This is a genomic window from Herbaspirillum sp. NPDC101396, from assembly GCF_044767365.1.
GTDB lineage: Bacteria > Pseudomonadota > Gammaproteobacteria > Burkholderiales > Burkholderiaceae_D > Herbaspirillum.
The window spans coordinates 212064-237616 of sequence record NZ_JBIWNT010000002.1 but is presented as its reverse complement, the minus strand read 5'-3'; the positions used below and the strand labels follow the sequence as shown (position 1 = coordinate 237616).

23 protein-coding genes are annotated in these 25553 nt (G+C 60.5%); 5 read left to right on the top strand and 18 right to left on the bottom strand.

Annotated elements, in window-relative coordinates; all coding sequences use genetic code 11:
- Positions 1 to 79: 79 nt before the first annotated feature.
- Together ACIROY_RS06045 and metH are read right to left on the bottom strand one after the other, a co-directional pair.
- On the bottom strand, positions 80 to 355 hold the full coding sequence (locus ACIROY_RS06045) for a hypothetical protein (protein ID WP_402277328.1): 276 nt from the start codon (positions 353 to 355) through the stop codon (positions 80 to 82).
- Positions 356 to 404: 49 nt separating this feature from the next.
- Positions 405 to 4151 carry a methionine synthase gene (gene metH, locus ACIROY_RS06040; RefSeq protein ID WP_402340522.1) on the bottom strand — a complete coding sequence of 1249 codons (3747 nt, stop codon included), beginning with the start codon at positions 4149 to 4151 and terminating at the stop codon, positions 405 to 407.
- A 192-nt stretch (positions 4152 to 4343) separates the two neighbouring features.
- On the opposite strand from metH, the gene ACIROY_RS06035 reads away from it, so the two are divergent.
- The 4 genes from ACIROY_RS06035 (at position 4344) to ACIROY_RS06020 (ending at position 7156) form a co-directional block, all read left to right on the top strand.
- A complete protein-coding gene (locus tag ACIROY_RS06035) occupies positions 4344 to 4907 on the top strand; it encodes a 5'-methylthioadenosine nucleosidase (protein WP_402340519.1) in 564 nt (187 codons plus the stop codon).
- Positions 4908 to 5079: 172 nt separating this feature from the next.
- Positions 5080 to 5865 (top strand): glycosyltransferase, encoded by a 786-nt coding sequence (locus ACIROY_RS06030; protein WP_402340516.1) that lies wholly within the window; start codon positions 5080 to 5082, stop codon positions 5863 to 5865.
- A 202-nt stretch (positions 5866 to 6067) separates the two neighbouring features.
- Complete coding sequence (locus ACIROY_RS06025) at positions 6068 to 6679, top strand: isochorismatase family protein (protein ID WP_402340513.1); 612 nt, start codon at positions 6068 to 6070, stop codon at positions 6677 to 6679.
- 24 nt (positions 6680 to 6703) lie between these two features.
- Positions 6704 to 7156: a cupin domain-containing protein gene (locus ACIROY_RS06020; protein ID WP_402340511.1), complete on the top strand. Its 453-nt coding sequence runs from the start codon at positions 6704 to 6706 to the stop codon at positions 7154 to 7156.
- 80 nt (positions 7157 to 7236) lie between these two features.
- On the opposite strand, the gene ACIROY_RS06015 is transcribed toward ACIROY_RS06020, so the two are convergent.
- From ACIROY_RS06015 to hemE, 9 genes are all read right to left on the bottom strand, one after another.
- Positions 7237 to 8142 (bottom strand): LysR family transcriptional regulator, encoded by a 906-nt coding sequence (locus ACIROY_RS06015; protein WP_402340508.1) that lies wholly within the window; start codon positions 8140 to 8142, stop codon positions 7237 to 7239.
- A gap of 22 nt (positions 8143 to 8164) precedes the next feature.
- Positions 8165 to 9130: a methionyl-tRNA formyltransferase gene (gene fmt, locus ACIROY_RS06010; protein ID WP_402277336.1), complete on the bottom strand. Its 966-nt coding sequence runs from the start codon at positions 9128 to 9130 to the stop codon at positions 8165 to 8167.
- Positions 9131 to 9142: 12 nt separating this feature from the next.
- Positions 9143 to 9916, bottom strand: coding sequence for an SDR family oxidoreductase (locus ACIROY_RS06005; RefSeq protein ID WP_402340505.1), 774 nt, complete (start codon positions 9914 to 9916; stop codon positions 9143 to 9145).
- Positions 9917 to 10008: 92 nt separating this feature from the next.
- Positions 10009 to 10719 (bottom strand): thiol:disulfide interchange protein DsbA/DsbL, encoded by a 711-nt coding sequence (locus ACIROY_RS06000; RefSeq protein ID WP_402277338.1) that lies wholly within the window; start codon positions 10717 to 10719, stop codon positions 10009 to 10011.
- 87 nt (positions 10720 to 10806) lie between these two features.
- Entirely contained in the window at positions 10807 to 11457 is a 651-nt protein-coding gene (locus tag ACIROY_RS05995; protein WP_402277339.1) for an SPOR domain-containing protein, read from the bottom strand.
- A 7-nt stretch (positions 11458 to 11464) separates the two neighbouring features.
- A complete protein-coding gene (gene argS / locus ACIROY_RS05990) occupies positions 11465 to 13192 on the bottom strand; it encodes an arginine--tRNA ligase (RefSeq protein WP_402340502.1) in 1728 nt (575 codons plus the stop codon).
- Positions 13193 to 13327: 135 nt separating this feature from the next.
- A complete protein-coding gene (locus ACIROY_RS05985; RefSeq protein ID WP_402340499.1) occupies positions 13328 to 13846 on the bottom strand; it encodes a DUF6622 family protein in 519 nt (172 codons plus the stop codon).
- A 159-nt stretch (positions 13847 to 14005) separates the two neighbouring features.
- The gene (locus ACIROY_RS05980; protein WP_402277343.1) at positions 14006 to 16042 is read right to left on the bottom strand and encodes a primosomal protein N'; all 2037 of its coding nucleotides are present in this window, start codon (positions 16040 to 16042) and stop codon (positions 14006 to 14008) included.
- A gap of 740 nt (positions 16043 to 16782) precedes the next feature.
- A complete protein-coding gene (gene hemE / locus ACIROY_RS05975) occupies positions 16783 to 17877 on the bottom strand; it encodes a uroporphyrinogen decarboxylase (RefSeq protein ID WP_402277344.1) in 1095 nt (364 codons plus the stop codon).
- A 147-nt stretch (positions 17878 to 18024) separates the two neighbouring features.
- On the opposite strand from hemE, the gene ACIROY_RS05970 reads away from it, so the two are divergent.
- The gene (locus tag ACIROY_RS05970) at positions 18025 to 18822 is read left to right on the top strand and encodes a transporter substrate-binding domain-containing protein (RefSeq protein ID WP_402340496.1); all 798 of its coding nucleotides are present in this window, start codon (positions 18025 to 18027) and stop codon (positions 18820 to 18822) included.
- A gap of 50 nt (positions 18823 to 18872) precedes the next feature.
- On the opposite strand, the gene ACIROY_RS05965 is transcribed toward ACIROY_RS05970, so the two are convergent.
- From ACIROY_RS05965 to atpA, 7 genes are all read right to left on the bottom strand, one after another.
- Entirely contained in the window at positions 18873 to 19640 is a 768-nt protein-coding gene (locus ACIROY_RS05965; RefSeq protein ID WP_402340493.1) for an SGNH/GDSL hydrolase family protein, read from the bottom strand.
- Positions 19641 to 20453 carry a PPK2 family polyphosphate kinase gene (locus ACIROY_RS05960; protein WP_402277349.1) on the bottom strand — a complete coding sequence of 271 codons (813 nt, stop codon included), beginning with the start codon at positions 20451 to 20453 and terminating at the stop codon, positions 19641 to 19643.
- A gap of 46 nt (positions 20454 to 20499) precedes the next feature.
- Positions 20500 to 20910: a CoA-binding protein gene (locus ACIROY_RS05955; protein ID WP_402277351.1), complete on the bottom strand. Its 411-nt coding sequence runs from the start codon at positions 20908 to 20910 to the stop codon at positions 20500 to 20502.
- Positions 20911 to 21134: 224 nt separating this feature from the next.
- Positions 21135 to 21557: a F0F1 ATP synthase subunit epsilon gene (locus ACIROY_RS05950; RefSeq protein ID WP_402277353.1), complete on the bottom strand. Its 423-nt coding sequence runs from the start codon at positions 21555 to 21557 to the stop codon at positions 21135 to 21137.
- Positions 21558 to 21628: 71 nt separating this feature from the next.
- The gene (atpD, locus tag ACIROY_RS05945) at positions 21629 to 23029 is read right to left on the bottom strand and encodes a F0F1 ATP synthase subunit beta (protein WP_016835147.1); all 1401 of its coding nucleotides are present in this window, start codon (positions 23027 to 23029) and stop codon (positions 21629 to 21631) included.
- Between the two features lie 52 nt (positions 23030 to 23081).
- Positions 23082 to 23969: a F0F1 ATP synthase subunit gamma gene (gene atpG / locus ACIROY_RS05940; protein WP_116434464.1), complete on the bottom strand. Its 888-nt coding sequence runs from the start codon at positions 23967 to 23969 to the stop codon at positions 23082 to 23084.
- Positions 23970 to 23986: 17 nt separating this feature from the next.
- Entirely contained in the window at positions 23987 to 25528 is a 1542-nt protein-coding gene (gene atpA, locus ACIROY_RS05935; RefSeq protein WP_402340490.1) for a F0F1 ATP synthase subunit alpha, read from the bottom strand.
- Positions 25529 to 25553 lie beyond the last annotated feature (25 nt).

The following is a 25553-nucleotide window of genomic DNA, read 5'->3' as shown; positions in this document are numbered from 1 at the left end:
AAAAAGCGATGCCGCAAAAACAAGCGGAGAGAAAAATCTCTCCGCTCTTCAAACTACCGACGCCTCGCCGAAGACAGCGTCAGATCAGGCGATAGCCGCCCTTTTCCTTCTTCTGCGCGATCTTCTGGATCAACTTGAAGCCGGCTTCCTGGTCGTTGACCACGGTCACACGGCCGCCGCCGCGCGCCTGCGGTTTGCCGGTCCAGCATTGCGTGACGATCCAGTCGCCCAGCAAATCCTGGGTCAGGTCGGCGACGAACAGCCGCGCCGCATCGGGCTGGTCGGTGAAGAAGTTCAGGCGCAACGGCCCGGTGACGGGCAACATGTGGGTGACGTTGTCGGCGGAATCGATCATGGCGCGAGAATAAAAAACGGGATGGACAAAGGGTAAGTGAAAACCGCGATCAGGACAAGTTCGGCGCCAGCCAGCGTTCGACGTCTTCCTTGGCGACACCGCGGCGCACGGCCATGTCAGTGACCTGATCGTCGCCGATCTTGCCAACCACGAAGTACTTCGATTCCGGATGCGCGAAGTAGAAGCCCGACACCGATGCGCCCGGGAACATCGCGTACGACTCGGTGACTGTCATGCCGATTTCGTCGCATTGCATGACCCTGAACGCCTCGGCCTTGACAGTGTGTTCCGGGCAGGCCGGATAACCGGCGGCGGGACGGATGCCGACGTACTTTTCCTTGATCAGTTCTTCGGTGCTCAGGGACTCTTGCGACACGTAGCCCCACAGATCGGTGCGCACGCGCTCGTGCAGATACTCGGCGAAGGCTTCGGCCAGACGGTCGGCCAGCGCCTTGAGCATGATCGAGGAATAGTCGTCGTGCGCGTCTTCAAAGCGCTTCTCGTACTTCTCGATGCCGAGACCGGAGGTCACGGCGAACATGCCGATGTAGTCGGCGATGCCGGATGCCTTGGGCGCGATGAAATCGGCCAGGCATTGGTTGGGACGCGCCACGCCGTCGATCACCGGCTTTTCGGTCTGCTGGCGCACACCGTAGTAGGTCAGCGCCACCTGAGTGCGCGTGTCGTCGGTATAGATCTCGATGTCGTCGTCGTTGACGGTGTTGGCCGGCAGCAGCGAGACAACGCCATTGGCGGTCAGCCAGCGGCCGTCGATCACTTTCTTGAGCAAGGCCTGGGCTTCCTCGAATACCTTGGTGGCGGCTTCGCCAACCACTTCGTCCTTCAGGATCGCGGGATACGGACCGGCCAGGTCCCAGGTCTGGAAGAACGGCCCCCAGTCGATGTATTTCGCCAGCGTCGCCAGGTCGACGTTCTTGAACACGCGGCGGCCGATGAATTTCGGTTTGACCGGCGCAAATTCCAGTTGCATCTTGTTGTCGCGCGCAGCGGCGATCGGCACCAGCGGCACCGCCTTCTTGTTGGCGTGCTGCTCGCGGATGCGTTCGTAGTCGGTGGCGATGTCGGCGATGTACTGGTCCTTCTGCTCGGGCGTGAGCAGCGACTGCGCAACCGAGACGGCGCGCGAGGCATCCGGCACGTAGACCACGGGACCGGAATAGTTCGGCGCGATCTTGACCGCGGTATGCGCGCGCGAAGTGGTGGCGCCGCCGATCAGCAGCGGCATCTTGACGCCGCTGAAGTAGCTGTCGCGCTGCATTTCCTTGGCGACGTAGGCCATCTCTTCCAGCGACGGCGTGATCAGGCCGGACAGGCCGATGATGTCGGCGTTCTCTTCCTTGGCCTTGGCCAGGATCTGCGAGCACGGCACCATCACGCCCATGTTGACGACTTCGAAGTTGTTGCATTGCAGGACCACCGAGACGATGTTCTTGCCGATGTCGTGGACGTCGCCCTTGACGGTGGCGATGACGATCTTGCCTTTGGGCTTGGCGACGACGCCGGTTTCCTGTTCGATCAGGCGCTTCTCTTCTTCGATGAAGGGAATCAGGTGCGCCACGGCCTGCTTCATCACGCGCGCCGATTTCACTACTTGCGGCAGGAACATCTTGCCCTGGCCGAACAGATCGCCGACCACGTTCATGCCATCCATCAACGGACCCTCGATCACATGGATCGGACGGCCGCCGCTCTTCAACAGATTCTGGCGCGCCTCCTCGGTGTCCTCGACGATCCATTGGGTGATGCCGAGCACCAGCGCATGCGCGAGGCGCTTTTCGACCGGCTCGCTGCGCCATTCCAGCGTGGCTTCTTCCTTCTTGTCGCCGGCCTTCAGGGTCGCGGCGATGTCGATCATGCGTTCGGTGGCGTCCGGACGGCGGTTCAGCACCACGTCTTCGACGGCTTCGCGCAATTCGGCAGGGAGGTCGTCATAGACGCCGATCATGCCGGCGTTGACGATGCCCATGGTCATGCCGGCCTTGACGGCGTGGTACAGGAACACGGTGTGGATCGCCTCACGCGCCGGATCGTTGCCGCGGAAGCTGAAGCTGACGTTGGAGACGCCGCCGCTGATCTTGGCGTAAGGCAGGTTCTGGTGAATCCAGCGGGTCGCCTCGATGAAATCGACGGCGTAGTTGTTGTGCTCTTCGATGCCGGTGGCAACCGCGAAGATGTTCGGGTCGAAGATGATGTCTTCCGGCGGGAAGCCGACCCGGTCGACCAGCAGGCGATAGGCGCGTTCGCAGATTTCGATCTTGCGCTCGTAGGTATCGGCCTGGCCGACTTCATCGAACGCCATGACGATCACGGCGGCGCCGTAGCGACGGCACAGCTTGGCTTCGTGCAGGAATTTCTCTTCGCCTTCCTTCATCGAAATCGAATTGACGATGGACTTGCCCTGCACGCACTTGAGCCCGGCTTCGATGACCGACCATTTGGACGAGTCGATCATGATCGGCACGCGCGCGATGTCCGGCTCGGAAGCGATCAGGTTGAGGAAACGCGTCATGGCCGCCTGCGAATCGAGCATCGCTTCGTCCATGTTGATGTCGATGATCTGGGCGCCGTTCTCAACCTGCTGGCGCGCCACCGCCAGCGCCTCGTCGTATTGCTCGTTGAGGATCAGTCGCGCGAACGCCTTGGAGCCGGTGACGTTGGTGCGCTCGCCGACGTTCACGTACAGCGAGTCGTCGTTGATGATGAACGGTTCCAGCCCCGACAGCAGCATCTCGTGCTTGCCTTCCGGAACCTTGCGCGGCGCAATCGTCGCCACCGTGTCGGCGATCGCCTTGATATGCGCGGGCGTGGTGCCGCAGCAGCCGCCGGCGACGTTGACGAAGCCGCTTTCGGCGAAATCTTTGAGCAGCGACGAAGTGACGTCGGGCGTTTCATCGAAACCGGTGTCGCTCATCGGATTGGGCAAACCCGCGTTGGGATAAATGCAGACGAAGGTGTCGGCGATCTTGGACAACTCGTCGGCATACGGACGCATCAATGCTGCGCCCAGTGCGCAGTTCAGGCCGACGGTCAGCGGCCGCGCATGGCGGATCGAATGCCAGAAGGCCGGCACGGTCTGGCCGGACAGGATGCGGCCCGAAGCATCGGTGACGGTGCCCGAGATCATGATCGGCAAACGCTTGCCGGACTCCTCGAAGAACACGTCGATCGCAAACAGCGCGGCCTTGCAGTTGAGCGTATCGAAGATGGTTTCGACCAGCAGCACGTCGGCGCCGCCTTCGACCAGTGCGCGCGTTTGCTCCAGATAGGACGCCACCAGTTGATCGAAGGTGACGTTACGCGCCGCAGGATCGTTGACGTCCGGCGAAATCGAGGCCGTCTTCGGCGTCGGACCGAGCGCGCCGGCGACGAAGCGCGGCTTGTCGGGCGTCGAATACTTGTCGCAGGCGGCGCGCGCCAGTTTGGCCGACTGCACGTTCATCTCGTACACCAGATGCGCCATGTGATAGTCGTCCTGCGCCACGCCGGTGGCGCCGAAGGTGTTGGTCTCGACCAGGTCGGCGCCGGCAGCCAGGTATTGCTCGTGGATTTCCTGGATGATGTGCGGCTGGGTCAGGCTCAGCAACTCGTTGTTGCCCTTGACGAACAACTCCTTGCCCGGCACGCTGAAGTCCTTGAAGCGCTCGCCGCGATAATCTTCTTCCGTCAGCTTGTACTGCTGGATCATGGTGCCCATGGCGCCGTCCAGAATCAGGATGCGCTGCGACATCAGGTCGCGCAACAGCAGTTCGGTTTGGCACAGATCGTTTGGCTTCATGGCGAGATTCTTCAATGTGGAACAGTTCGGATAATGCCTGTGGAATAATGCAAGCCGAATGCAAAAACCCGGTCACGCAACATGCCGGGTTCATCAAATCGGTTAAGACTTGAAATTATACGTGAAACGCCTGCCAAACCCTTGGCCGACCGCCCCGCTTTCCTCGCAAACAACGAATACTGACACGCCGCAATGACACAGAAGATCCTGGTGCTGACCGCCCTTGCCTCCGAACTCAACGCCGCTGAGGCTCCGGCCGGCGTGGACGTGATCTACACCGGCGTCGGCAAGGTGAATGCCGCCTCCGCCGCGACAGCGGCCATTTTGCAGCACCAACCGCAACTGGTGATCAATTTCGGCACGGCGGGCAAGATCAATCCGGACCGCGACGGCCTGCTCGACATCGCCAGCGTGATCCAGCGCGACATGCTGGCCATCCCGCTGGCCGCGCGCGGCGTGACGCCCTTGTCGGACGAACCGAGCTGCTACACCTCCGGCCATGGCGATGCCCGCTGCGGCACCGGCGACAGCTTCGTCACCGCCGCCGATCCGTGGCTGATCGAACAAGGCGTGGATGTTGTTGATATGGAACTATTCGCCATCGCCCACACCTGCCATCGACATGGCGTCCCCTGGCGGGCATTCAAGTTCATCACCGACGCTGCCGACGAAAATGCTGCCGACCACTGGAACAACAACGTGCATCGCGGCGCGACGCTGTTCTGGCAGGTCTTGGCGCGGATCCGCGCGAATTGAGGAAGTTTTTCTGCTGACATGGATGCCGGAGATGAGACCTGCGCGGCAAAGCAGGCAAACCCCTGAACACATGGGTTTTTCCCTTGAATTCAGAAGGATTCAGGGACAAAAAGCGTGAGAAACTGACATTTTCGCCATCTTTCAGCCCTATTCCGCATAACCCGGCACAGTCATGACCAAAACACCCCTGTTCTCCATCGTGATCACGACGCATAGGCGGCCGCAGACGCTGACGCGTGCGCTGGCCTCCGTGCTCGCCCAGACCTTCACCGACTTTGAAATTGTGCTGGTGGCCGACGAAGGCAGCCTGGAAACCAAGGAAACCGCAGCCCGGTTCCTGCGCGAAGACGATATTTTCCTGGTGCTGCCGCATACCAAAGGTCCCGCGGAGACGCGCAATGCCGGCGTCCATCACGCCAGAGGCAACTACGTTTTGTACCTGGATGACGACGACAGCTATCGTGAGAATTTCCTTGCCGACCTGACCAACGTGCCGGGCTTTCGCAACGACGCGATCAATTACGTCAACTACACGCAATTGAAGGAAATCCGCACCCCGCATGACATGCAGACAATTTCATCGACCGAGATGCCACTCGGCACAACGGAGATCAGCACTCTGCTGGTCAGCAACTTCATTCCCAACAACGCCATCATCCTGCCGGCCTCCATGGCGAAACAGAACCGTTTCGACGCCAACCTGGACAGCCACGAAGACTGGGAATACCTGCTGTCGCTGGTGTTGAAACACGATTTCAACTTCCTCGACATTTCCGGTCCGGTGGTTCATATCAACGCGGGCGAGAGCCGCAACAACGACGCCAAGACTAGCGGCTCGATCGCGTTGGACTTCTTGTCGATCTATCGCAAATGGCCGATCCCGGACGACGACGTCAAAGCGCGCCGGAAAGACATGCTGCGGCAACTGGGTCTCGATTTGCCGCAAGAATTGCTTTGATGGCTTAGCCTCATCGCCAGGCCCGTGGGTCGACAGCTGTCGACCCTGAGCAACATCCGCTTCCGCTTCTCGTCCTGCACCGAAAGCCTCCAGGCAATCCATCTGTGCAAATTACGCACATATCTTGTGACGCCGCGCTACTGTTGGCGCGGCGCGCGTTCGCCTACTCTTCGTCCTGTCGCTTTCAACCCAGGAGAAGAACATGTCCCATCCCACCATCCGCACCATCGCCGGCGTTGCTGCACCGGTTGCACTGCAAGCCGCCGGCACCGCGCTGCTGGTCATTGATTTTCAGAACGAGTACTTCAGCGGCAAGATGCCGATCCCCGACGGCATGGCGGCGCTGAACAACGCCAAACGCCTGATCTCCTTTGCCGATCGCCACGACATGCCGGTGTTCCACGTCCAGCACGTGACGCCGTCCGGCACACCGATCTTTGCGGTGGACGGCGATACCGTCGCCATCCACAAGGATATCCAGCCGGCCGCCCACCATCGCGTGGTGCAGAAGAGCTCGGTCAGCGTGTTCCCGACTACCGACATCGATGTCCAACTGAAAGCGGCCGGCGTCAAGACGCTGATCATCGCCGGCCTGATGACGCATGCCTGCGTGGCCGGCGCCGCGCGCGATGCGGTCCCTGCGGGTTACGACGTGATCGTCGCTGCCGACGCCTCGGCCACGCGCGACCTTGATGCGCCTGGCGGCGGTGTGATCACGCACGACGTCTTGCATCGCGGTGCGTTGACGACCATCGCCGACACGTTCGGCGATGTGCTCGATACGAGCGCCATTCTTGAACTGCAAGTGCAATAACTCCCCTCACATTAAAGGAACACCATGAAACGCATCGCAATCGCCTTGCTGTTGCTGGTCGCCGCCGGCGCCAGCTTCGCAGACAACAACATCAAAGCCGGCAAGCCCGCCGTCCAGTCGCTGGTTTCCTTCCCGGCCGCCGACCTGAAGTGGCGCGAACTTCCCGGCACCGGCGGCATCAAGGTGGCCGACGTGCGGGGTAGCATCACCGGCAAGGGTCCCTACGACGCCTTCGTGATTTTTCCCGCGGGCAAGGACAATCCTTACCACCTGCACACGCAGAACCTGCCGACGGTGGTCCTGAAAGGCACTTTCTACGCCGTCATCGACGGCAAGCGCACCGAGTATCCGGCCGGTTCGTTCTACAACCTGCCGGCCAACATGCCGCACTACAGCGGTTGCGCCAAGGGCGACGACTGCCTGTTGTTCCAGTACCAGGCCGATCACTTTGACCTGGTGCCGGTCGAGAAGAAGTAATCGATGAAGAGTAAATTCGCTGCATGAGTGAAAAAAGGCTGCACCTTTGCGGGTGCAGCTTTTTTCGTCTGGGCGTCTGCCTATACGGGCCAGCGCGGCGTGGCGTAATAGTCCGCCAGGAAATCGACGAAAGCGCGCACCTTGGGCGAGAGATGATGGTTCTGCGGATACAGCACATACAGGTCGCGCGACTGCAGGCGGTATTCAGGCAGCACTTCCACCAGCGCGCCGCGCCGCAGATCCTCGTGCACGACGAAGGTGGCCGACGCCGTGATGCCCATGCCGGCGCGTGCGGCGGCGCAGACGATCAGGCCGGTGTTGGCCTGGACATTGCCGCTCAGGCTGACCATCTGCTCGCGGCCGTCGGGACCGGTGAACACCAGCTCGGTAGTTTGCAGCGCGAGCGAATACGCCAGGAAATTGTGCTTCTGCAGATCCTTGGGCTCACGCGGGGTGCCGTGCTTTTCCAGATAGGCAGGCGTCGCCACCAGCGCCATGTCGCTGACCGTCAGCCGCTTGGCCACCAGCGTCGAATCGGGCAAAGCGCGCGTGATGCGCAGGCCGACGTCGAACTCTTCGCTGATGAGGTCGACGAAGCGGTCGTTGCAGACTACGTCGACTTTCAGTTCGGGATACGCCTGCATGAATTGCGGCAGCCAGTTGGGCATTTCCAGCGTGCCGAACACCATCGGCGCGTTGATGCGCAATACCCCTGCCGGACGCGCATGATGGTGCGAGACCACGCGCGCGGCGTCTTCGACCTGGTCGATGATGTCGATGCAGCGCTGGTAGTAAAGCTGACCTACTTCCGTCAGCGAAAATCGCCGCGTGGTGCGGTTGAGCAATTGCGCGCCGAGCAGCTCCTCGAGCTGGCGCAGCTGGCGCGACACCACCGTGTGCGAGATGTCGAGCGCATCGGCGGCGGCCGAGAAACCACCGCTTTCCACCACGCGCCTGAAGATGCGCATTGCCGCCAGTTGATCCATTGCTCCTCCGCGACAAACTGCCTTATTGGAACCTGCCGTCCGCCAGTGCAAAACCCTTGAGGAATTCTGCCACCGGCAGACGCTTGCCGCCAGGTTTTTGCAATTCCGTGATGAGCAATACGCCGTCGCCGCAGGCAACCTTGACGCCGTCGTGTGCATTGGCGGCGAGGATGCTGCCGGGTGTCGCTGCCGTCGTTTCAGCGAGCGCCTGCGCCTGCCACAGCTTGACGGTAACGTCGCCCGAAGGCGTTGCAAATTGCGCCGACGCGCCCGGGAAAGGATTGAACGCCCGGATCTTGCGTGCCAGCACGGCGGCCGGCTGCGTGAAATCCAGCGCAGCCTCTTCCTTGCCGACCTTGGCGGCATAGTTGGCACCTTCATCCGGTTGCGGCGTGGCCGGCAACTCCCCCAGTTCCAGCTTGCGCACCGCCTCGACGATCATCTTGCCGCCCAGCGCCGCCAGCTTGTCGTGCAGGCTGGCGGTGGTGTCATCGGCGGCGATCGGCAGCGACTCGATCAGCAGCATCGGACCGGTGTCCAGGCCTTCTTCCATCTGCATGATCGTGATGCCGGTTTCGCTGTCGCCGGCTTCGATGGCGCGATGGATGGGCGCGGCGCCGCGCCAGCGCGGCAGCAGCGAACCGTGGATGTTGATGCAGCCCAGGCGTGGAATGTCCAGCACGCTGCGCGGCAGGATCAGGCCGTAGGCGGCGACGATCATGAGGTCGTGCGGCGTGTTGCGCAGCAGCTCGTGCGCCTCGCGCGCGACGTCCGGATATTTTCCGTCCAGCCGCAGCGACACCGGCTGCGCCACGGGCGTGCCGTGTGCCAGCGCGCATTGCTTCACCGGCGAGGCATGCAACTGCATGCCGCGGCCGGCGGGACGATCGGGCTGGGTCAGCACCAGCGTGATGTCGTGGCCCGCGGCGTACAGCGCTTCCAGCGCGACGGCGGCGAATTCGGGGGTTCCGGCGTAAATGATTTTCATGGTCTTGCTCGTTCAGGGATGTCGTTTCTTGTGCGGCGCTTTGGAAAACGCAAAGTCGTACACGCTGTTGGGCAACAGGCGCAACAGTTTGGCGACCACGCCCATCTGCCACGGGATCACGCGGTAGCTGTCGCCGGCGGCGATTGCCGCCAATGCGCGCGCCGCGAATTTCTGTACCGGCATCAGGAAGGGCATGCGGTAGTGATTGACCTGCGTCATCGGCGTATCGATATAGCCGGGCGCAATCGTCACCACCTTGATGCCGCTGGCGCGCAGCTCGATGCGCAGTGATTCGCAATAGCTGATGACCGCTGCCTTGGATGCACTATACGCCTCGGCGCCGGGCAGGCCGCGAATACCAGCCACGCTGCCGATGCCGACCAGCCGGCAGTCCTGCGGTCTCGGCTGGCGCTTCATGGCAGCGATGAACGGATGGAAGGTGGCGACCGTGGCCGTGACGTTGGTGGCGATGATGCGCTCGAACACCGGGATATCCTCGGCAAATTCAGTCAGCGTGCCTTGCGAAATGCCGGCGTTGGCGATCACCACGTCGATGCCGCCGGTCGCGGCGAGGAAATCTTGCGCGGCCTGCTGCAAGGCGGCGTGGTCGGTGACATCGAGCACATACAGGTGATGGCGCCCGGGATGGGCGAGCCCTGCGCGCAATTGCTCGAGCTTGTCGCGGCGGCGTGCAACCAGGCCCAGCACGGCGCCCTGCTGCGCGCAGGCGGCGGCCAGTGCGGCGCCGATGCCGCTTGATGCGCCGGTGATGAAGACTCGCTGCATAGCATCCCTTCCGTTCAAATTGTTATCGATGCGCGCCAATAAAAACGGCCCGTCCTCTCGCGAGCGACGGACCGTGTTCGGTGCGGTGAAGCTTATTTCTTCTTGGCCGGCTTGGCTGCTTCGGCAGGCTTTTCAGCGCCTTTTTCCGCCGCCAGCTTGGTCAGCAGATGATCCATCACTTGCAGCGATGCGGCTTGCTGCATGGACTCGGGCTGGTTGGCCATGGAGGCGCCGGCAATCGATGGCGAGGTCAGGTAACGGCCGTCGATGGCAATGGTCGGCACGCCGTCGATCTTGTACTGTTCCTGCAGCTGCGAGGCGCGACGCACCTTGGTCTGGACGCCGAAGGAATTGTACAGGTCGAGGAATTTCTGCTTGTCGATGCCTTGCTTCTCGATGAATTCCAGGATGGTCTTGTCGGTGTCGACGCGCTGACGGTCAACATGGATGGCCTGGAAAATCTTCGGATTCATCTCCGCCGTCTTGCCCATCGCTTCGAGCGCGTAGTACAGCTTTTGCTGAGGGATGAACGATTCGCGGAAAGCGACCGGCACTTGCTTGAAGACAATCTTGTCGCCCTGTTTCTTGACCCACGCCGTCAGCGCCGGATCAAAGGCTGCGCAATGCGGGCAGCTGTACCAGAAAAACTCGGTGACTTCGATCTTCTTGCCGGACTCGGTCGGCTGGGCTTGCTCCAGCGTACGGTAATCGGTGCCGTTCTGTGGATTGGCGGGTGATGCGCCGGCCGAGATGGCCAGCAAACCCAGGCTGATGGCAGCGAGAGCATGACGGAACAAACGCATAATTCTTAACCCCTTCTCAAGGTATTCGACAATAAATATGATGGCGGACCGCCATGCCGCGCATTTGAATCGCGGCAAAAACGGTCCTTATTTTGGTATGCGGACGATGGCGGCATCGACGCCGTTATCAGACAACTTGCTGCGCATGCGGTTCACTGTCTCTTGCTGTCCGATCGGGCCGATCCGTACACGGTACAAGGTGCCGTTATCGGAAGGCCGTTCGCTGACCTTGGCTTCGAAGCCGAGCAGCGCCAGCTTGGCGCGCGCGTTTTCGGCGTCGGCCTGTTCACGGAAGGCGCCGGTCTGCAGGAAATAAGTCCACTTGTCGTCGACCGCGCTATCGGACTTGTCGGCCTTGGGCGACTGCTCCTTGGTGATCGCGGCCAGCTTGTCCTTGTCCTTCGGCACGTCGACCTTCGGCGCCGGCGGCGTGTCGGGCTTCTTGGCGTCCGGCGCAGGCTTGTCCTGGTCGGGAGCCTTCGGCGCCGGCGGGGCTTCCTTGGCGACGTCCTTGTTGCCGTACAACGGCTTGTTCGGATCGGAGGACTGGCCCGGCGACAGCTCGGTGCGTTCCTGCTTGGTGACCTTGTTGACGAATGGAATCGGCGACTTGGTGATCATCAGGGCGACGACCACGGCAATGCCGAGACCGACGATGAGACCGAGGATCAGGCCCAGGAAAGTACCGCCGGCCTGCTTGCGTAAAATCGGATGGTGTTGTTTCACTTGTGTCTTCATTACAGGTTTACATTCTTGTCGGGGCGGAGACGCCGATCAATGCCAGGCCGTTGCGCAGCACCTGGCGGGTCGCACTCATGAGCGCCAGGCGCGCCATCTTGGTAGGGACGTCGTCGACCAGCACGCGTTCTGCATTGTAGTAGCTATGCAATTCGCCTGCCAGGTCGCGCAGGTAGAAAGCCACCTGATGCGGTCCGAGCTCCTGCAATGCATGGGCCAGCGCTTCCGGATATTCGGCCAGCTTGGCCAGCAGGCTGACTTCGCGAGGGGCGGTCAGCGGCGCCAGATCCTGCACTTGATCCAGCGTCGCTTCGTCCCCGCCCCACTGGTTCAGCACCGAGCAGATGCGCGCGTGGGCGTACTGGACGTAATAGACCGGGTTTTCGTCGTTGCGGGTCAGCGCGACGTCGACGTCGAAGACGAATTCGCTGTCGGCCTTGCGCGAGATCAGGAAGAAACGCACGGCGTCGCGGCCGCGCGTCAAATCGCCCGCGTCCGCTTCGGTACCGTTGGACCATTCGATCAGATCGCGCAGCGTAACGTAAGAACCGGCCCGCTTGGAGATCTTTACCTCTTCGCCGTTCTTCATCACAGTGACCATCTTGTGCAGCACGTAGTCGGGGTAGCCTTGCGGTATGCCGACATTGGCCGCCTGCAGGCCGGCGCGCACGCGCGCGATGGTGCCGTGGTGGTCGCTGCCCTGGATATTGATGACCTTGCCAAAACCGCGCTGCCACTTGGTGATGTGATAGGCGACGTCGGGCACGAAGTAGGTGTAGGTGCCGTCGCCCTTCTTCATGACGCGGTCCTTGTCGTCGCCGTAGTCGGTGGTCTTGAGCCACAGCGCGCCGTCCAGCTCGTAGGTCTTGCCGGCCTTGATCAATGCGTCGACCGCGGCGGCAACCTTGCCTTCGGTGTACAGCGAAGATTCCAGGTAGTAGTTGTCGAACCTGACGCCGAAGGCCTGCAAGTCCAGATCCTGCTCGCGGCGCAGATAAGCCACGGCGAAGCGGCGGATCGATTCGATGTCGTCGACGTCGCCGCTGGCGGTGGCCGGTTCGCCGTCGCTGGCGGACACCGTCTTTTTCGCCTTGAAATCGTCGGCAATGTCGGCGATGTAATCGCCGTTATAGGCCGACTCGGGCCAGCCCGCGTCGCCCGGCTTGAAACCCTTGGCGCGCGCCTGCACCGACGTCGCCAGTGTGGCGATCTGCACGCCGGCGTCGTTGTAATAGAACTCGCGCATGACGTCATAGCCCTGCGATTGCAGCAGCGCCGACATGGCGTCGCCGAGCGCGCCCTGACGGCCGTGGCCGACGTGCAGCGGACCAGTCGGATTGGCGGAAACGAACTCGACCAGCACTTTCTTGCCGGCGCCGGCGCTGCTCTTGCCGTATTGCGCGCCTTCGGCCAGCACGACCTTCACCACGGCCTGCTTGGCGGCGTCGGCCACGCGCAGGTTGATGAAGCCGGGGCCGGCGATGTCGGCGGAGGAAATCAGTTCTTCGCGGCCGGGCTGGGACAGCACGCCGTCCACCAGCGCCTGGGCCAGTTCGCGCGGGTTCTTTTTGAGCGGTTTGGCCAGTTGCATGGCCAGGTTGCAGGCAATGTCGCCATGCGACGGGTCGCGCGGACGCTCCAGCGTGATCGTCGGCGTCAGGCCGGAGCCCTCGATCAGCGGCGCCATGGCGGCCTGGAATAATTCGGTGATGCGTTGTTTTTGTTGGGCGAGCATGGGAACAGAAGGGGTCGGCGGCCGCGCTGACAACGCCAGCCGCACATTGATGAATATATAAACCCCGGATTATACCGGCTTGCCGTGCTCGGATTGAAGCCGATCTTGTAAGCACTCGTGAGTATTGCTCCAGCCTCAGGCGGCCGCTTGGGCTGCCGGTGACTGCGCCTGGCGATAAAGATGCACGATGCGCAACAAACGACCGACCGGCAACCCCATGAACAGGCCGTACAGCAGGCTGACCGCCAGCGTGAACACGGCGCCCCGGGCGTGGCCGGAGTGCATTGCCTGTAACACGGCCACGGTATATTTGACCGCAAACACGCTGATCATCATCAACAAGGGCAACCAGCTGCCCCGCAACCAGACCGTTCCGTGCGCGGGATGCGGCGCAATGCCGCCCCGGCCGGCCGCCGTCCAACTCAGGAAGCCGCTGCCCAACGCCATCAACGCGGCTGCCGTCAGAGCCAGCGCATCGGCATGCGATTGTGCATACAGACCATGCAGCGACAAGGCCAGCAACAGCAGCGGAACCAACGCGACCTTGAACAGCGGTGTTTCGCGATCAGCGCTGGCGGCCCAGCCGCGATAGACCAGGAAGGCCAGCATGGCCCAGACCCACAGCGGCGTATGAATGATGATTTGTTGCAACATGGCGACTCCTGAAATGAAGAAGGAAGAGGAATGCCGCCATGTTAGGCAGGCCCCGCGCGCGATCCCAGCGCCATGCGACGAACGGCGCGAAGACGGCGGTCTGCGGGGGTTTTGACGTGACGAACGGGTACGCCGGATTGGCGCAAAACGTTCGGACGCTCAGATATCGACCGGATCGACTTCCAGCGACCATTTGGCGCGCGTCTTCATCTGGCGCAAGACGTCCATCCAGTCGCGCAGGAAGGCCTGCAGGGCCGGTCGCGACGGGCATTCGATCAATAACTGGGCGCGTTCGACATTGGCCACGCGCGTCATAGTCATCGGAATGGGATCGTTGATGGTGATGCCGGCGTGTTCCAGACAGCCGGCCGCGTCCTGCAGGAAAGCCAGCGCGATATCGAGTTCAGCCGCTTCGGCGCGCAGCAGCGCCTGGTACAGGAACGGCGGCAAGGCCGCCTGCTGGCGCTCTTCGAGCAACTGCGTGGCGAAGCCGTCGTAATCGTGCGCGGCCACCGCGCCGTACAAGGGATGATGCGGATAACGGCTCTGGATCAGTACTTCGCTGGGTGAACCGCCCTCCTTCTGGCCGGCCCGCCCGGCACGACCCGCAACCTGCATCAGCTGTGCAAACAGACGCTCGCTGGCGCGGTAGTCATGCGAAAACAGCGCGGTGTCGGGATTCATCACGCCCACCAGCGTCAGGCGCTTGAAGTCATGCCCCTTGGCGACCATCTGTGTGCCGATCAGGATGTCGACGTCGCCGCGGTGCACGCTGTCGAAGGCGTTCTGGGCCGAACCCTTGAGACGTGTGGAATCGGCGTCGATGCGCAGGATGCGCGCTTCCGGAAACATTGCCTGCAGGCCTTCTTCCACGCGCTGGGTGCCGCGGCCCAGCGGCTGCAGGTCGACGTTGCCGCAGGTCGGGCAGGCTTTGGGGATGTACAGCTCCAGGCTGCAATGGTGGCAACGCAGGCGTCGCTCGGGCTTGTGCAGCACCATGAACGAGGTGCAGCGCATGCAGTTGCTGATCCAGCCGCAGGCGTCGCAATTGAGCACCGGTGCATAGCCGCGCCGGTTGAGGAACAGCAGCGATTGCTCGCCGCGCTCCAGGCGCAGCTTGAGCGCCGCCACCAGCGTCGAAGTCAGGCCGTCGTTGGGACGGTCGCGCTCCATGTCGATCATCTTGACCTTGGGCAGCACGGCGTCGCGCACCGCGCGCTCACGCAGTTGCAGCTTGCGGTAACGGCCGGCCTGGGCGTGCTGCCAGGTTTCCAGCGAGGGCGTGGCCGAACCCAGCACCACCGGAATCGCCAGCTGATGGGCGCGCCAGACCGCGAGGTCGCGCGCCGAATAACGCAGGCCTTCCTGCTGCTTGTAGGACGGATCGTGCTCTTCGTCGATCACGATCAGTTTGAGGTGCGGCAGCGACGACAGGATCGCCAGCCGCGTGCCGAGCACGATGCGCGCCTGGCCCTGATGTGCCGCCAGCCAGCTGAGCGTGCGCTCGCCCTCTGCCAGGCCGCTGTGCAGGCTGACCACGTGCACGCCGGGAAAACGCGCGCGGATGTTCGATTCTAGCTGCGGCGTCAGGTTGATTTCAGGCACCAGAACCAGCACCTGCGCGATGTCGCCGACCGCTTCGTGCTGCGCCAGGATGCGCGCCGCCGCCTGCAGGTAGACCTCGGTCTTGCCGCTGCCGGTCACGCCGTACAGCAGCAGCGGCGCAAAACCCTGCGCACCGGCGATGGCGTCGACGGCGTCCTGTTGTTCAGGCTTCAACTGCGGCGTGTTGACCGGACTGCCGTCATGGCCGGCATCGAGCTTGGCCAGCTTCTTGAGCGCGCGGTCAAGCGCGGTCGTGGTCAGCGTGCGCAAGTTCTTCGGCAAGCCCGGCAACGCCACCTCGCCCAGCGGACGCTGGTAATAGTCGGCCGCGAAACCGCACAGCGCCAGCCATTGCGGCGGCAGCGGCGCCAGTTGGCTGCGCACTGCCAGCACGTCCTTGAGCTTGCCTGCCGGTACGTCGGTCTGTTCGGCCAGGCCGACGATCAGGCCCGCGACCTCGCGACGGCCGAACGGCACGATCGCCAGTTGGCCGATTTGCGGCAGCGCCTCGTCGCCGTTGCGGATCCAGCGGTAATCGAAGGTCCTGTCAAGCGGGGTGTCGAGAACGATCTGAAGGATGCGTTGTTCCACGAACTTAATGTGATTCCTGAAAAGATGGCCTAAGTAACGGTTTCGTAACTACTTTTTAGGCTATCCACAAAACCTGTGGATAACTTTGTGCATAACTCGGGCTTGACAGCGTTTTTCCCAGTCTGGATGCGGGTTTCAATAAATTGCCCAAATCAAAAGCAAAATTTAAACTTATAAAAATCAATGACTTGCGAATCACACCACTACCCATGAAATTTATTTTTAAATTTTTATTATTGCTTCGCACAAAAGCTTTTTTGTGCATAAGTCTGCTTTTTCGCACCGAAAAGGTATCGCCGCGAGATTGTCCGCACTACTTTCTGTCAAGCAAATTTTGTCGGGATGCCTCTGACAGGAACGTAGGATTCCGCCCCGGTTTTTAAAGTAAAACGTTAAAAAAGCATGTAACTCACGGTTTCATAAGTGCTTTTTCAACTATCCACAATTCCTGTGGATAACTTTGTGGGTAACTCCCTCTTGACAGCCCCGAAACCCATGTTTCATGCGGGTCTCGATAGTTTGCACAAATCCCGCGCACGAAGCAAAATCCTTAAAAATCAACAACTTGCAAAATTCAAGATTCCATCGCTTTACAAATATGGATATGAATGATTCCCACTAAGGAAAGCCCCGTTCGTGTGCATAACTGCGCATGCGTACGGGCACAATGTGCACCACATCGCATGCTGAAGAGTATGTGTTTGTTTTCAGCGGCTTAACGATTCAAGCCGCGCTCAGGATCAGCCGCGCAGTTCCCGGCTGATGCCGTGGACCGCCTCCACCAGCACCGTGACCGACTCAGGCGGAGTGAACTGGGAAATGCCGTGACCGAGGTTGAACACGTGACCTGCGCCGGCTTCGGGCTTGCCGAAGGATTCCAGCAATTTGCGCACTTCAGCCTCGATCTGCGCCGGGCCCGCAAACAGCACATTGGGATCAAGGTTACCCTGCAGCGCCACCTTGTCGCCGACGCGGCGACGCGCATCGGCCAGGTTGACGGTCCAGTCCAGCCCGACAGCGTCGGCGCCGATGTCGGCGATCTGTTCCAGCCACAATCCGCCGCCCTTGGTGAAGACGATTGCGGGAATCTTGACGCCATCCTTGTCACGCTTGAGCTGGCGCATGACTTCGCGCATGTAGTGCAGCGAAAACGCCTGGTACACGCCATCGGCCAGCGCCCCGCCCCAGGTATCAAAAATCATCACGGCCTGGGCGCCGGCGTCGATCTGCGCATTCAGGTAGGCGGCAACAGCGGCGGCATTGGTCCTGAGGATGTGGTGCATCAGATCGGGACGGTCGTACAACATGGTCTTGACGGTGCGGAAGTCGTCGGAGCCGCCGCCTTCCACCATGTAGCAGGCCAGCGTCCACGGGCTGCCCGAGAAGCCGATCAGCGGCACGCGGCCGTCCAGCTCGGTGCGAATCTGGGTGACGGCGTCGAACACGTATTGCAGGCTGTCCAGTTGCGGCGCCTGCAGCGCCAGCACGGCCTTTTCGTCGCGCAGCGGACGCTCGAACTTCGGTCCCTCGCCGTCGGCGAAGAACAGGCCCAGGCCCATCGCATCCGGCACGGTCAGGATGTCGGAGAACAGGATCGCGGCGTCCAGCGGATAGCGCTCGAGCGGCTGCAGCGTGACTTCAGTGGCGTAATCGGGATTCTTGGCCAGGCCCAGGAAGGAACCGGCGCGCGCGCGCGTGGCGCGGTATTCGGGCAGGTAGCGACCAGCCTGGCGCATCAGCCACAACGGCGTGTAATCGGTCGGCTGGCGCAGCAAGGCGCGCAGGAAGGTGTCGTTCTTGAGCGGAGCAAATTGAGATTTGGACAATTGAGACATGTGGCGATCTGGAGCAATGGGACTTCATGTTGGCCGCATCGGCAATCTTCTATTATCTCATCCAAACCGCAAAACAACCGCGCGCGATTGATGCCCGGGGCTGCTGGTGATATCGTCTTTGCTTCACAAAAATAATCCGGAGACGATATGACGAAATACCTCAAAAAATACCTCAAAACGTGGCTGTTGCCGCTCTCGCTGCTCTGCGCCGGCTTGGCAATGCAGACCGCCGGCGCCGCCGAAAGCAGCCGCCTGGACGAGGTGATCCAGTCCGGCAAGTTGCGCGTGTGCATGACCGGCGACTACAAGCCGTTTACCTATTTCAAGACCGACAACACCTTTGAAGGCATGGACGTCGACCTGGCGCAATCGCTGGCCAAGTCGTTGGGCGTCGAAGTGCAGCTGGTCAAGACCACCTGGACCAACCTGATGACCGACTTCCTGGCCAAATGCGACATCGCCATGGGCGGCGTCTCCGTGACGCTGGATCGCCAAAAGAAAGCAGCGTTTGCGGTCTCGCACATGGTCGACGGCAAATCGCCGATCGTACGCTGCGCCGACGTCGCCAAGTTCCAGACGCTGGACATGATCGACCAGCCGACCACGCGCGCCATCTTCAATCCGGGCGGCACCAATGAGCGCTTTGCGCGCGCCAATTACAAGCGGGCACAGCTGATCCTGCATCCGGACAACGTCACGATCTTCCAGCAGATCATCGACGGCAAGGCCGACATCATGGTCACCGACGCCAGCGAAACCCTGTGGCAGGCCAAGCAGCATCCGGAGTTGTGCCCGGTGCATCCGGACCAGCCTTTGCAATTCTCGGAAAAGGCCTTCATGCTCCCGCGCGCAGATGTCGCCTTCAAGGAATACGTGGATGCCTGGATGCATTTGCAGAAAGCCACCGGCGACTACGACCGCGTGCTCAACAAGTGGCTGCATTGATGCGTTGAGAAGTTTTCGCCGTACGACGCCCGCCGATGATGCGGGCGTTTTTATTTCAGTCCGCGCAAGCCTTCGACGGCGGCGTGCGCCAGTTGCTGCGCCCAGACACGCGCACCGGCAGCGGATGGATGATAGCCGTCATGCGCCATCAGGCTGCGTTCGCGGGCATCGCTGCGCACCGGCACGTAAATCGCTTGCGGCAACTCCGTTGCCAATTGCTGCGCGGCGCGGCTGAGTGCCGCGGCCTTCATGCCGAGCACATGGCGCAAGGGTTGCGGCAGAGCGGGAAACAGATGCAGCGGCGGTGCGCCGGAAATCAGCAGCAAGGTCGGCGACAGTTGCTGCTGCAATGCGCGCGCCAACGCAGCTAGATCGCGGTGGTAACGGCTGCTGCTGTGGAAGGCGGTGCTGTCGTTGACGCCGAAGGCGATCAGCACGATACGCATTTCGCCGGCCTGCGGCATCGGCAATTGTTGGAGCTGCGGCAGGACTTCATGACAGGCATCCGCGACTGTGGCGCCATTCTTGCCGAAGGCGCGCCACCGGACCGGCCGCTTCAGCGCAACGGCCAGCTCCTGCGCAAACTGCGCGGTAATGGCTTCTTCCTGATGCTCTACGCCCACCCCGGCTACCGGCGACTCACCGATGGCAATGAGAACGACCGGAACGGCGCTGCTGACGTCGGGCGGCATGCATAAACCTTCACGCGCCCCATCCGCTTCAGGCAGGCGCGGTGTGATGCGGCGCGTGCGCTTGCCTTGCACCAGCAGCCAGGGCAACAGCGGCAAGGCGAGCAGTTCTGGCAGCCAGCGCCGCATTTATTTCACCTTGAGGCCGGCGAGTTCCTTCTTGGCCGGCGGGAAGGCCAGTTTCATCGCCTGCAAGGTCTCCAGCACCACGCCCGCAATGGCCAAGTTGCGATGCGTCTTGGAGTCGGACGGGATCACGTACCACGGCGCATGATCGGCATCGGTGGCCTGGATCGCCTGGCTGTAGACCTTCTGGTAGTCGTCCCAGCTCTTGCGCTCCTCCAGATCCTGCAGCTCGAACTTCCAATGCTTGGTCGGATCGTCTACGCGCTCCTGCAGGCGCGCACGCTGTTCGTCCTTCGAGATGTGCAGAAAGAACTTGAGCACCACCGTTCCGGTTTCCGCGAGCATGCGCTCAAAGTCGTTGATCTGGGTGTAGCGGCGCTTGCACTCGGCCGCGTCGATCCACTCGTGTACGCGCGTGATCAATACGTCTTCGTAGTGGCTGCGATTGAAGATGGCCAGTTCACCTTTTGCCGGCACCTGCTGATGGATGCGCCACAGATAGTCGCGCTGCAGCTCGGGTTGGCTCGGCGCCTTGTAGCTGACGATGCGCAGGCCTTGCGGATTGACGCCACCGAATACACCGGCCACGGTGCCGTCCTTGCCGCTGGTGTCCATGCCTTGCAGCACCACCAGTACTTTGCGCTCATGCTGCGCGAACAGCATTGCCTGTTGCTCGGCGATCTGCGCCGCCAGTGTCTGGACCTGCAATTTGTCGGCGGCCTTGTCACCGCTTGAGAGCGGTTTGGCGCCGGCGTTTTCGTCCTTGATTTCCTGCTTTTTGGTGGCGCGGAATTGTTCGCGTATACCTATACCCATCGTGACGATCTCCTGTGTGCCTTCCGGCGCAATGAAAGCGATTGGACTACAGCACGCCGTGGGTAATTCCCATGGCGTGATCGACCTTGATGCAGCGATCCATGATGACTTTCAGGCCGGCGGCTTCGGCCTTGGCTGCGGCCACATCATTGACGATACCCTGCTGCATCCAGACACAGGTGGCACCGATGGCGATGGCTTCGTCAACCACAGGTGGGATATCCGCCGACTTGCGGAAGCAATCCACTATGTCGATCCTGACCTGGCCGTCCAGCGCCTGCGCGGCGTCGGTCAGGCTGGCATAGCAATGCTCGCCGAGTATCTGCTCACCGGCGTACATGGGATTGACGGCGACGATGCGATAGCCCTGGCGTTGCATGTAGGCGGTGACATCGTAGCTGGGACGGTCGGGGCGATTGGACAGGCCGACGACGGCGATGACTGGCTTGGCGCTCATAAGGCAAACTCCTGTATCAAAGAACTGCCGACGCCTGCCCGAGGCGACGTCGGCGACTATTCACGAACGTTCACTTTAACCGATCGGGTGTCAGGGCGTCGCGTGCCGACATCGCAGCAGCATCCTGAACACCGCCACCGCCAAGATCGCAGGCAATAAAAAAGGCAGCCGAAGCTGCCTTTTTTAATGATGCTGATGACGCCGTTGCTGCAGAGCGCGGGTAATTAACGCTTCTGACGCAGTTTCGCGATCGCGGCCAATTGCGCCACTGCAGTCGCCAGTTCGGCTTGTGCAGCTGCGTAATCGATTTGGGAGTCACGATTCGCCAGGGCTTCTTCCGCGAGTTTCTTCGCGGTGCTGGCCTTGGCTTCGTCCAGATCCGAGCCGCGGATCGCGGTGTCGGCCAGAACGGTCACGGTGTCTGGCTGCACTTCCAGCAAACCACCGGCGACGAATACGAACTCTTCTTGCGCCTGGCCAGGAATCTTGATGCGTACTGCACCTGGCTTGATGCGCGTGATCAAGGGAGTGTGGCGAGGATAAATCCCCAGCTCACCCGATTCACCCGGCAACACGACGAATTCCGCCTCGCCGGAGAAGATTTCTTCTTCGGCGGAGACTACGTCAACGTGAATAGTATGTGCCATATCGTTTCCTATCCGGTCAGCCGTCTTGCCCGGACTTCAGGCAATAACGGCTTCGCGAGAATCAAGAGATCTTAGTTGATCTTCTTGGCCTTTTCGATTGCTTCTTCGATCGTGCCAACCATGTAGAACGCTTGTTCCGGCAGGTGATCGAGTTCGCCGCTCGCGATCATCTTGAAGCCCTTGATCGTGTCTTTCAGCGAAACGTATTTACCTGGCGAACCGGTAAACACTTCAGCAACGTGGAACGGTTGCGACAGGAAACGCTGCATCTTACGTGCGCGAGCAACGAGGAGCTTGTCTTCCGGAGCCAGTTCGTCCATACCCAGAATCGCGATGATGTCGCGCAATTCCTTGTAGCGTTGCAGGATGCCTTGAACAGCACGGGCTGTTTCGTAGTGTTCCTGGCCGACGACTTGCGGGTCCAGCTGGCGCGATGTCGAGTCCAGTGGATCGACCGCAGGGTAGATACCCAGCGAAGCGATGTCACGCGACAGAACGACGGTCGAGTCCAAGTGGGCAAACGTGGTTGCAGGCGACGGGTCGGTCAAGTCATCCGCTGGAACGTAGACGGCCTGGATCGATGTGATCGAACCAGTCTTGGTCGAAGTAATACGCTCTTGCAGTTGGCCCATTTCCGAAGCCAGCGTAGGCTGGTAACCCACGGCGGAAGGCATACGGCCCAACAGCGCGGAAACTTCAGTACCGGCCAGTGTGTAACGGTAGATATTGTCGACGAAGAACAGCACGTCCTTGCCTTCGTCACGGAAGCCTTCAGCGATCGTCAGACCGGTCAGCGCCACGCGCAGACGGTTGCCCGGCGGTTCGTTCATCTGACCGTAGACCATGGCGACCTTGGAGTTCTCCGGAGTTTCCAGATCCACAACCTTGGCGTCGGCCATTTCGTGATAGAAGTCGTTACCTTCACGGGTACGCTCACCAACACCGGCGAACACGGACAAGCCGCTGTGCGCCTTAGCGATGTTGTTGATCAGTTCCATCATGTTCACGGTCTTGCCCACACCCGCGCCGCCGAACAGACCGACTTTACCGCCCTTGGCAAACGGGCACACCAGGTCGATAACCTTGATGCCGGTTTCCAGCAGTTCTTGCGACGGCGACAGTTCGTCGTACGCAGGAGCCTTGCGGTGAATCGAGGCCGTCGTAGCGTGGCTCACCGGACCGCATTCATCGATCGGGTTGCCCAGCACGTCCATGATACGACCCAGTGTTGCTTTACCGGTCGGCACCATGATTGGCTGGCCTGTGTTCTTGATTGCCATGCCGCGGCGCAAACCGTCGGATGTACCCAGCGCAATGGTACGGACTACGCCGTCGCCCAGCTGTTGTTGTACTTCCAGCGTCAGTTCCGAGCCATCCATCTTCAAGGCGTCGTAAATCTTAGGCATCGCGTCACGTGGGAATTCAACGTCCACCACAGCGCCGATACACTGAACGATTTTGCCATCAGCCATTTTCGTTCCTTCAATAATATAAAATTAAGTTCTGTTAAGCGCAGTTTGCGCGTTACACCGCAGCCGCACCGGCAACGATTTCCGAGAGTTCTTTGGTAATCGCAGCTTGACGAGTCTTGTTGTAAACCAGTTTCAATTCGCCGATCACGTTACCTGCGTTGTCGCTAGCCGACTTCATCGCCACCATCCGCGCCGATTGCTCGGACGCCATGTTTTCTGCGACAGCCTGATAAATCAGCGCTTCCACATAACGCACCAGCAATTCATCGATGACGCTTTGCACATCCGGCTCGTAAATATAGTCCCAGGAATGCGAACCTGCTGCATCAGCAGCTTTACGATCAGCCTCAAGACGATCAGCTGACAACGGCAGCAATTGCTGCAGCATCGGCTCTTGCTTCATCGTGTTGATGAACTTGGTGTACACCAGATAAACGGCGTCGAGGCGACCTTCCTGGTAAGCATCGAGCAGTACTTTCACTGGCCCGATCAGCTTGTCCAGATGTGGCGTGTCACCCATTTGCACGGCATGCGCAACGACGTTGGCGCCGATCCGGTTGAGGAAACCCAGACCCTTGTTGCCGATCGCTACTGCCTGAACCTTGTTTCCTTGTCCTTCCAGCTCACGCAGTTTCGCGGTCAGCAAACGCAAGGAGTTGGTATTCATGCCGCCACACAGACCTTTGTCTGTGGTGACGACGATGAAACCAACGTTCTTGGAGTTGTCCTGCTTAACCATGAACGGGTGCGTGTACTCTGGATTGGCTTGCGACAAGTTAGACGCGATATTACGAATCTTTTCACTGTAGGGACGTGCCGCACGCATCCGGTCCTGCGCTTTGCGCATTTTGGAGGCAGCAACCATTTCCATCGCCTTGGTGATCTTCTTCGTATTTTCTACGCTCTTGATCTTGCTGCGTATCTCTTTACCTGTAGCCATTCCGTGCTCCAGTTAAATTAAGCTACGAACGATTTTTTGAAATCAGCAACGGCAGCAGACAATGCAGCTTCACCATCTTTGTCGATTTGCTTGGTTTCTTCGATCTTTTGCAGCAAAGGCGCGTGGCTGGTCTTCATGAAATTGTGCAGACCGCTTTCGAACGGCAGTACCTGCTTGACTTCGATGCTGTCCAGGAAACCCTTGTTGACGGCGAACAACGTCACAGCCATCAGCGAGATCGACAACGGCGAGTATTGCGCTTGCTTCAACAGTTCGGTAACGCGTGCGCCGCGGTCCAGTTGCTTGCGGGTCGCTTCGTCGAGGTCGGAAGCAAACTGCGCGAACGCAGCCAGTTCACGATACTGCGCCAAGTCGGTACGGATACCGCCGGACAGGCTCTTGATGACCTTGGTCTGAGCAGCACCACCGACGCGCGACACCGAAATACCGGCGTTGATCGCAGGACGGATACCAGCGTTGAACAACGATGTTTCCAGGAAGATCTGACCGTCGGTGATCGAAATCACGTTGGTCGGAACGAAGGCGGAAACGTCGCCTGCTTGCGTTTCAATGATAGGCAGTGCAGTCAGCGAACCGGTCTTGCCCTTGACTTCACCCTTGGTGAAATCTTCGACGTACTTTTCGTTCACGCGTGCTGCGCGCTCCAGCAAACGGCTGTGGAGGTAGAACACGTCGCCAGGATAAGCTTCACGGCCTGGTGGGCGGCGCAGCAGCAGGGATACCTGACGGTATGCAACAGCTTGCTTGGACAGATCGTCATACACGATCAGCGCATCTTGACCACGGTCACGGAAGTATTCGCCCATTGCGCAGCCGGAGTAGGCCGACAGGTATTGCATCGCAGCCGACTCGGAAGCCGATGCGGTAACAACGATGGTGTACTCCATGGCGCCGTGTGTTTCCAGCGAGCGCACGATGTTCTTGATCGACGATGCTTTTTGACCGATCGCGACATAGATACATGTCACGTCCTGGCCCTTTTGATTGATGATCGCATCAATCGCAACAGCAGTCTTGCCGGTTTGACGGTCGCCGATGATCAGTTCGCGTTGACCGCGGCCGATCGGCACCATCGCGTCGATCGACTTGATGCCGGTCTGCATTGGCTGCGAAACGGATTGGCGGGCAATAACGCCTGGCGCGATCTTTTCAATCGGGGCTGTCAGCTTGGTGTTGACCGGACCCTTGCCATCGATAGGCTGGCCCAGTGCATTGACTACACGGCCGCGCAGTTCCGGACCAATCGGCACTTCCAGGATACGGCCGGTACATTTGACTGTATCGCCTTCGGAAATGTGTTCGAAGTCACCCAGAATAACGGCGCCAACGGAATCGCGCTCGAGATTCAGCGCCAGGCCGAAAGTGTTGCCCGGGAATTCCAGCATCTCACCTTGCATCACGTCAGACAGACCATGGATACGGCAGATACCGTCGGACACGGAAATAACCGTGCCTTGATTGCGAATCTCAGCGGTATCGCCAAGGCCTTGAATCCGGCTCTTGATCAGCTCGCTGATTTCAGATGCGTTGAGTTGCATACTAACTCCTAAAAATTTTTCTATC

Coding starts and splice junctions, on each gene's coding strand:
- ACIROY_RS05995 (WP_402277339.1), bottom strand. CDS start 11,457: ATGAAGACACAAGTGAAACAACACCATCCGATTTTACGCAAGCAGGCC.
- hemE (WP_402277344.1), bottom strand. CDS start 17,877: ATGTCTCAATTGTCCAAATCTCAATTTGCTCCGCTCAAGAACGACACC.
- atpG (WP_116434464.1), bottom strand. CDS start 23,969: ATGGCTACAGGTAAAGAGATACGCAGCAAGATCAAGAGCGTAGAAAAT.
- atpD (WP_016835147.1), bottom strand. CDS start 23,029: ATGGCTGATGGCAAAATCGTTCAGTGTATCGGCGCTGTGGTGGACGTT.
- argS (WP_402340502.1), bottom strand. CDS start 13,192: ATGCTCGCCCAACAAAAACAACGCATCACCGAATTATTCCAGGCCGCC.
- ACIROY_RS06015 (WP_402340508.1), bottom strand. CDS start 8,142: ATGGATCAACTGGCGGCAATGCGCATCTTCAGGCGCGTGGTGGAAAGC.
- ACIROY_RS05985 (WP_402340499.1), bottom strand. CDS start 13,846: ATGTTGCAACAAATCATCATTCATACGCCGCTGTGGGTCTGGGCCATG.
- metH (WP_402340522.1), bottom strand. CDS start 4,151: ATGAAGCCAAACGATCTGTGCCAAACCGAACTGCTGTTGCGCGACCTG.
- ACIROY_RS06030 (WP_402340516.1), top strand. CDS start 5,080: ATGACCAAAACACCCCTGTTCTCCATCGTGATCACGACGCATAGGCGG.
- ACIROY_RS05965 (WP_402340493.1), bottom strand. CDS start 19,640: ATGCGGCGCTGGCTGCCAGAACTGCTCGCCTTGCCGCTGTTGCCCTGG.
- ACIROY_RS05970 (WP_402340496.1), top strand. CDS start 18,025: ATGACGAAATACCTCAAAAAATACCTCAAAACGTGGCTGTTGCCGCTC.
- atpA (WP_402340490.1), bottom strand. CDS start 25,528: ATGCAACTCAACGCATCTGAAATCAGCGAGCTGATCAAGAGCCGGATT.
- ACIROY_RS06000 (WP_402277338.1), bottom strand. CDS start 10,719: ATGCGTTTGTTCCGTCATGCTCTCGCTGCCATCAGCCTGGGTTTGCTG.
- ACIROY_RS06035 (WP_402340519.1), top strand. CDS start 4,344: ATGACACAGAAGATCCTGGTGCTGACCGCCCTTGCCTCCGAACTCAAC.
- ACIROY_RS05950 (WP_402277353.1), bottom strand. CDS start 21,557: ATGGCACATACTATTCACGTTGACGTAGTCTCCGCCGAAGAAGAAATC.
- ACIROY_RS06025 (WP_402340513.1), top strand. CDS start 6,068: ATGTCCCATCCCACCATCCGCACCATCGCCGGCGTTGCTGCACCGGTT.
- ACIROY_RS05955 (WP_402277351.1), bottom strand. CDS start 20,910: ATGAGCGCCAAGCCAGTCATCGCCGTCGTCGGCCTGTCCAATCGCCCC.
- ACIROY_RS06020 (WP_402340511.1), top strand. CDS start 6,704: ATGAAACGCATCGCAATCGCCTTGCTGTTGCTGGTCGCCGCCGGCGCC.
- ACIROY_RS05960 (WP_402277349.1), bottom strand. CDS start 20,453: ATGGGTATAGGTATACGCGAACAATTCCGCGCCACCAAAAAGCAGGAA.
- ACIROY_RS06005 (WP_402340505.1), bottom strand. CDS start 9,916: ATGCAGCGAGTCTTCATCACCGGCGCATCAAGCGGCATCGGCGCCGCA.
- fmt (WP_402277336.1), bottom strand. CDS start 9,130: ATGAAAATCATTTACGCCGGAACCCCCGAATTCGCCGCCGTCGCGCTG.
- ACIROY_RS06045 (WP_402277328.1), bottom strand. CDS start 355: ATGATCGATTCCGCCGACAACGTCACCCACATGTTGCCCGTCACCGGG.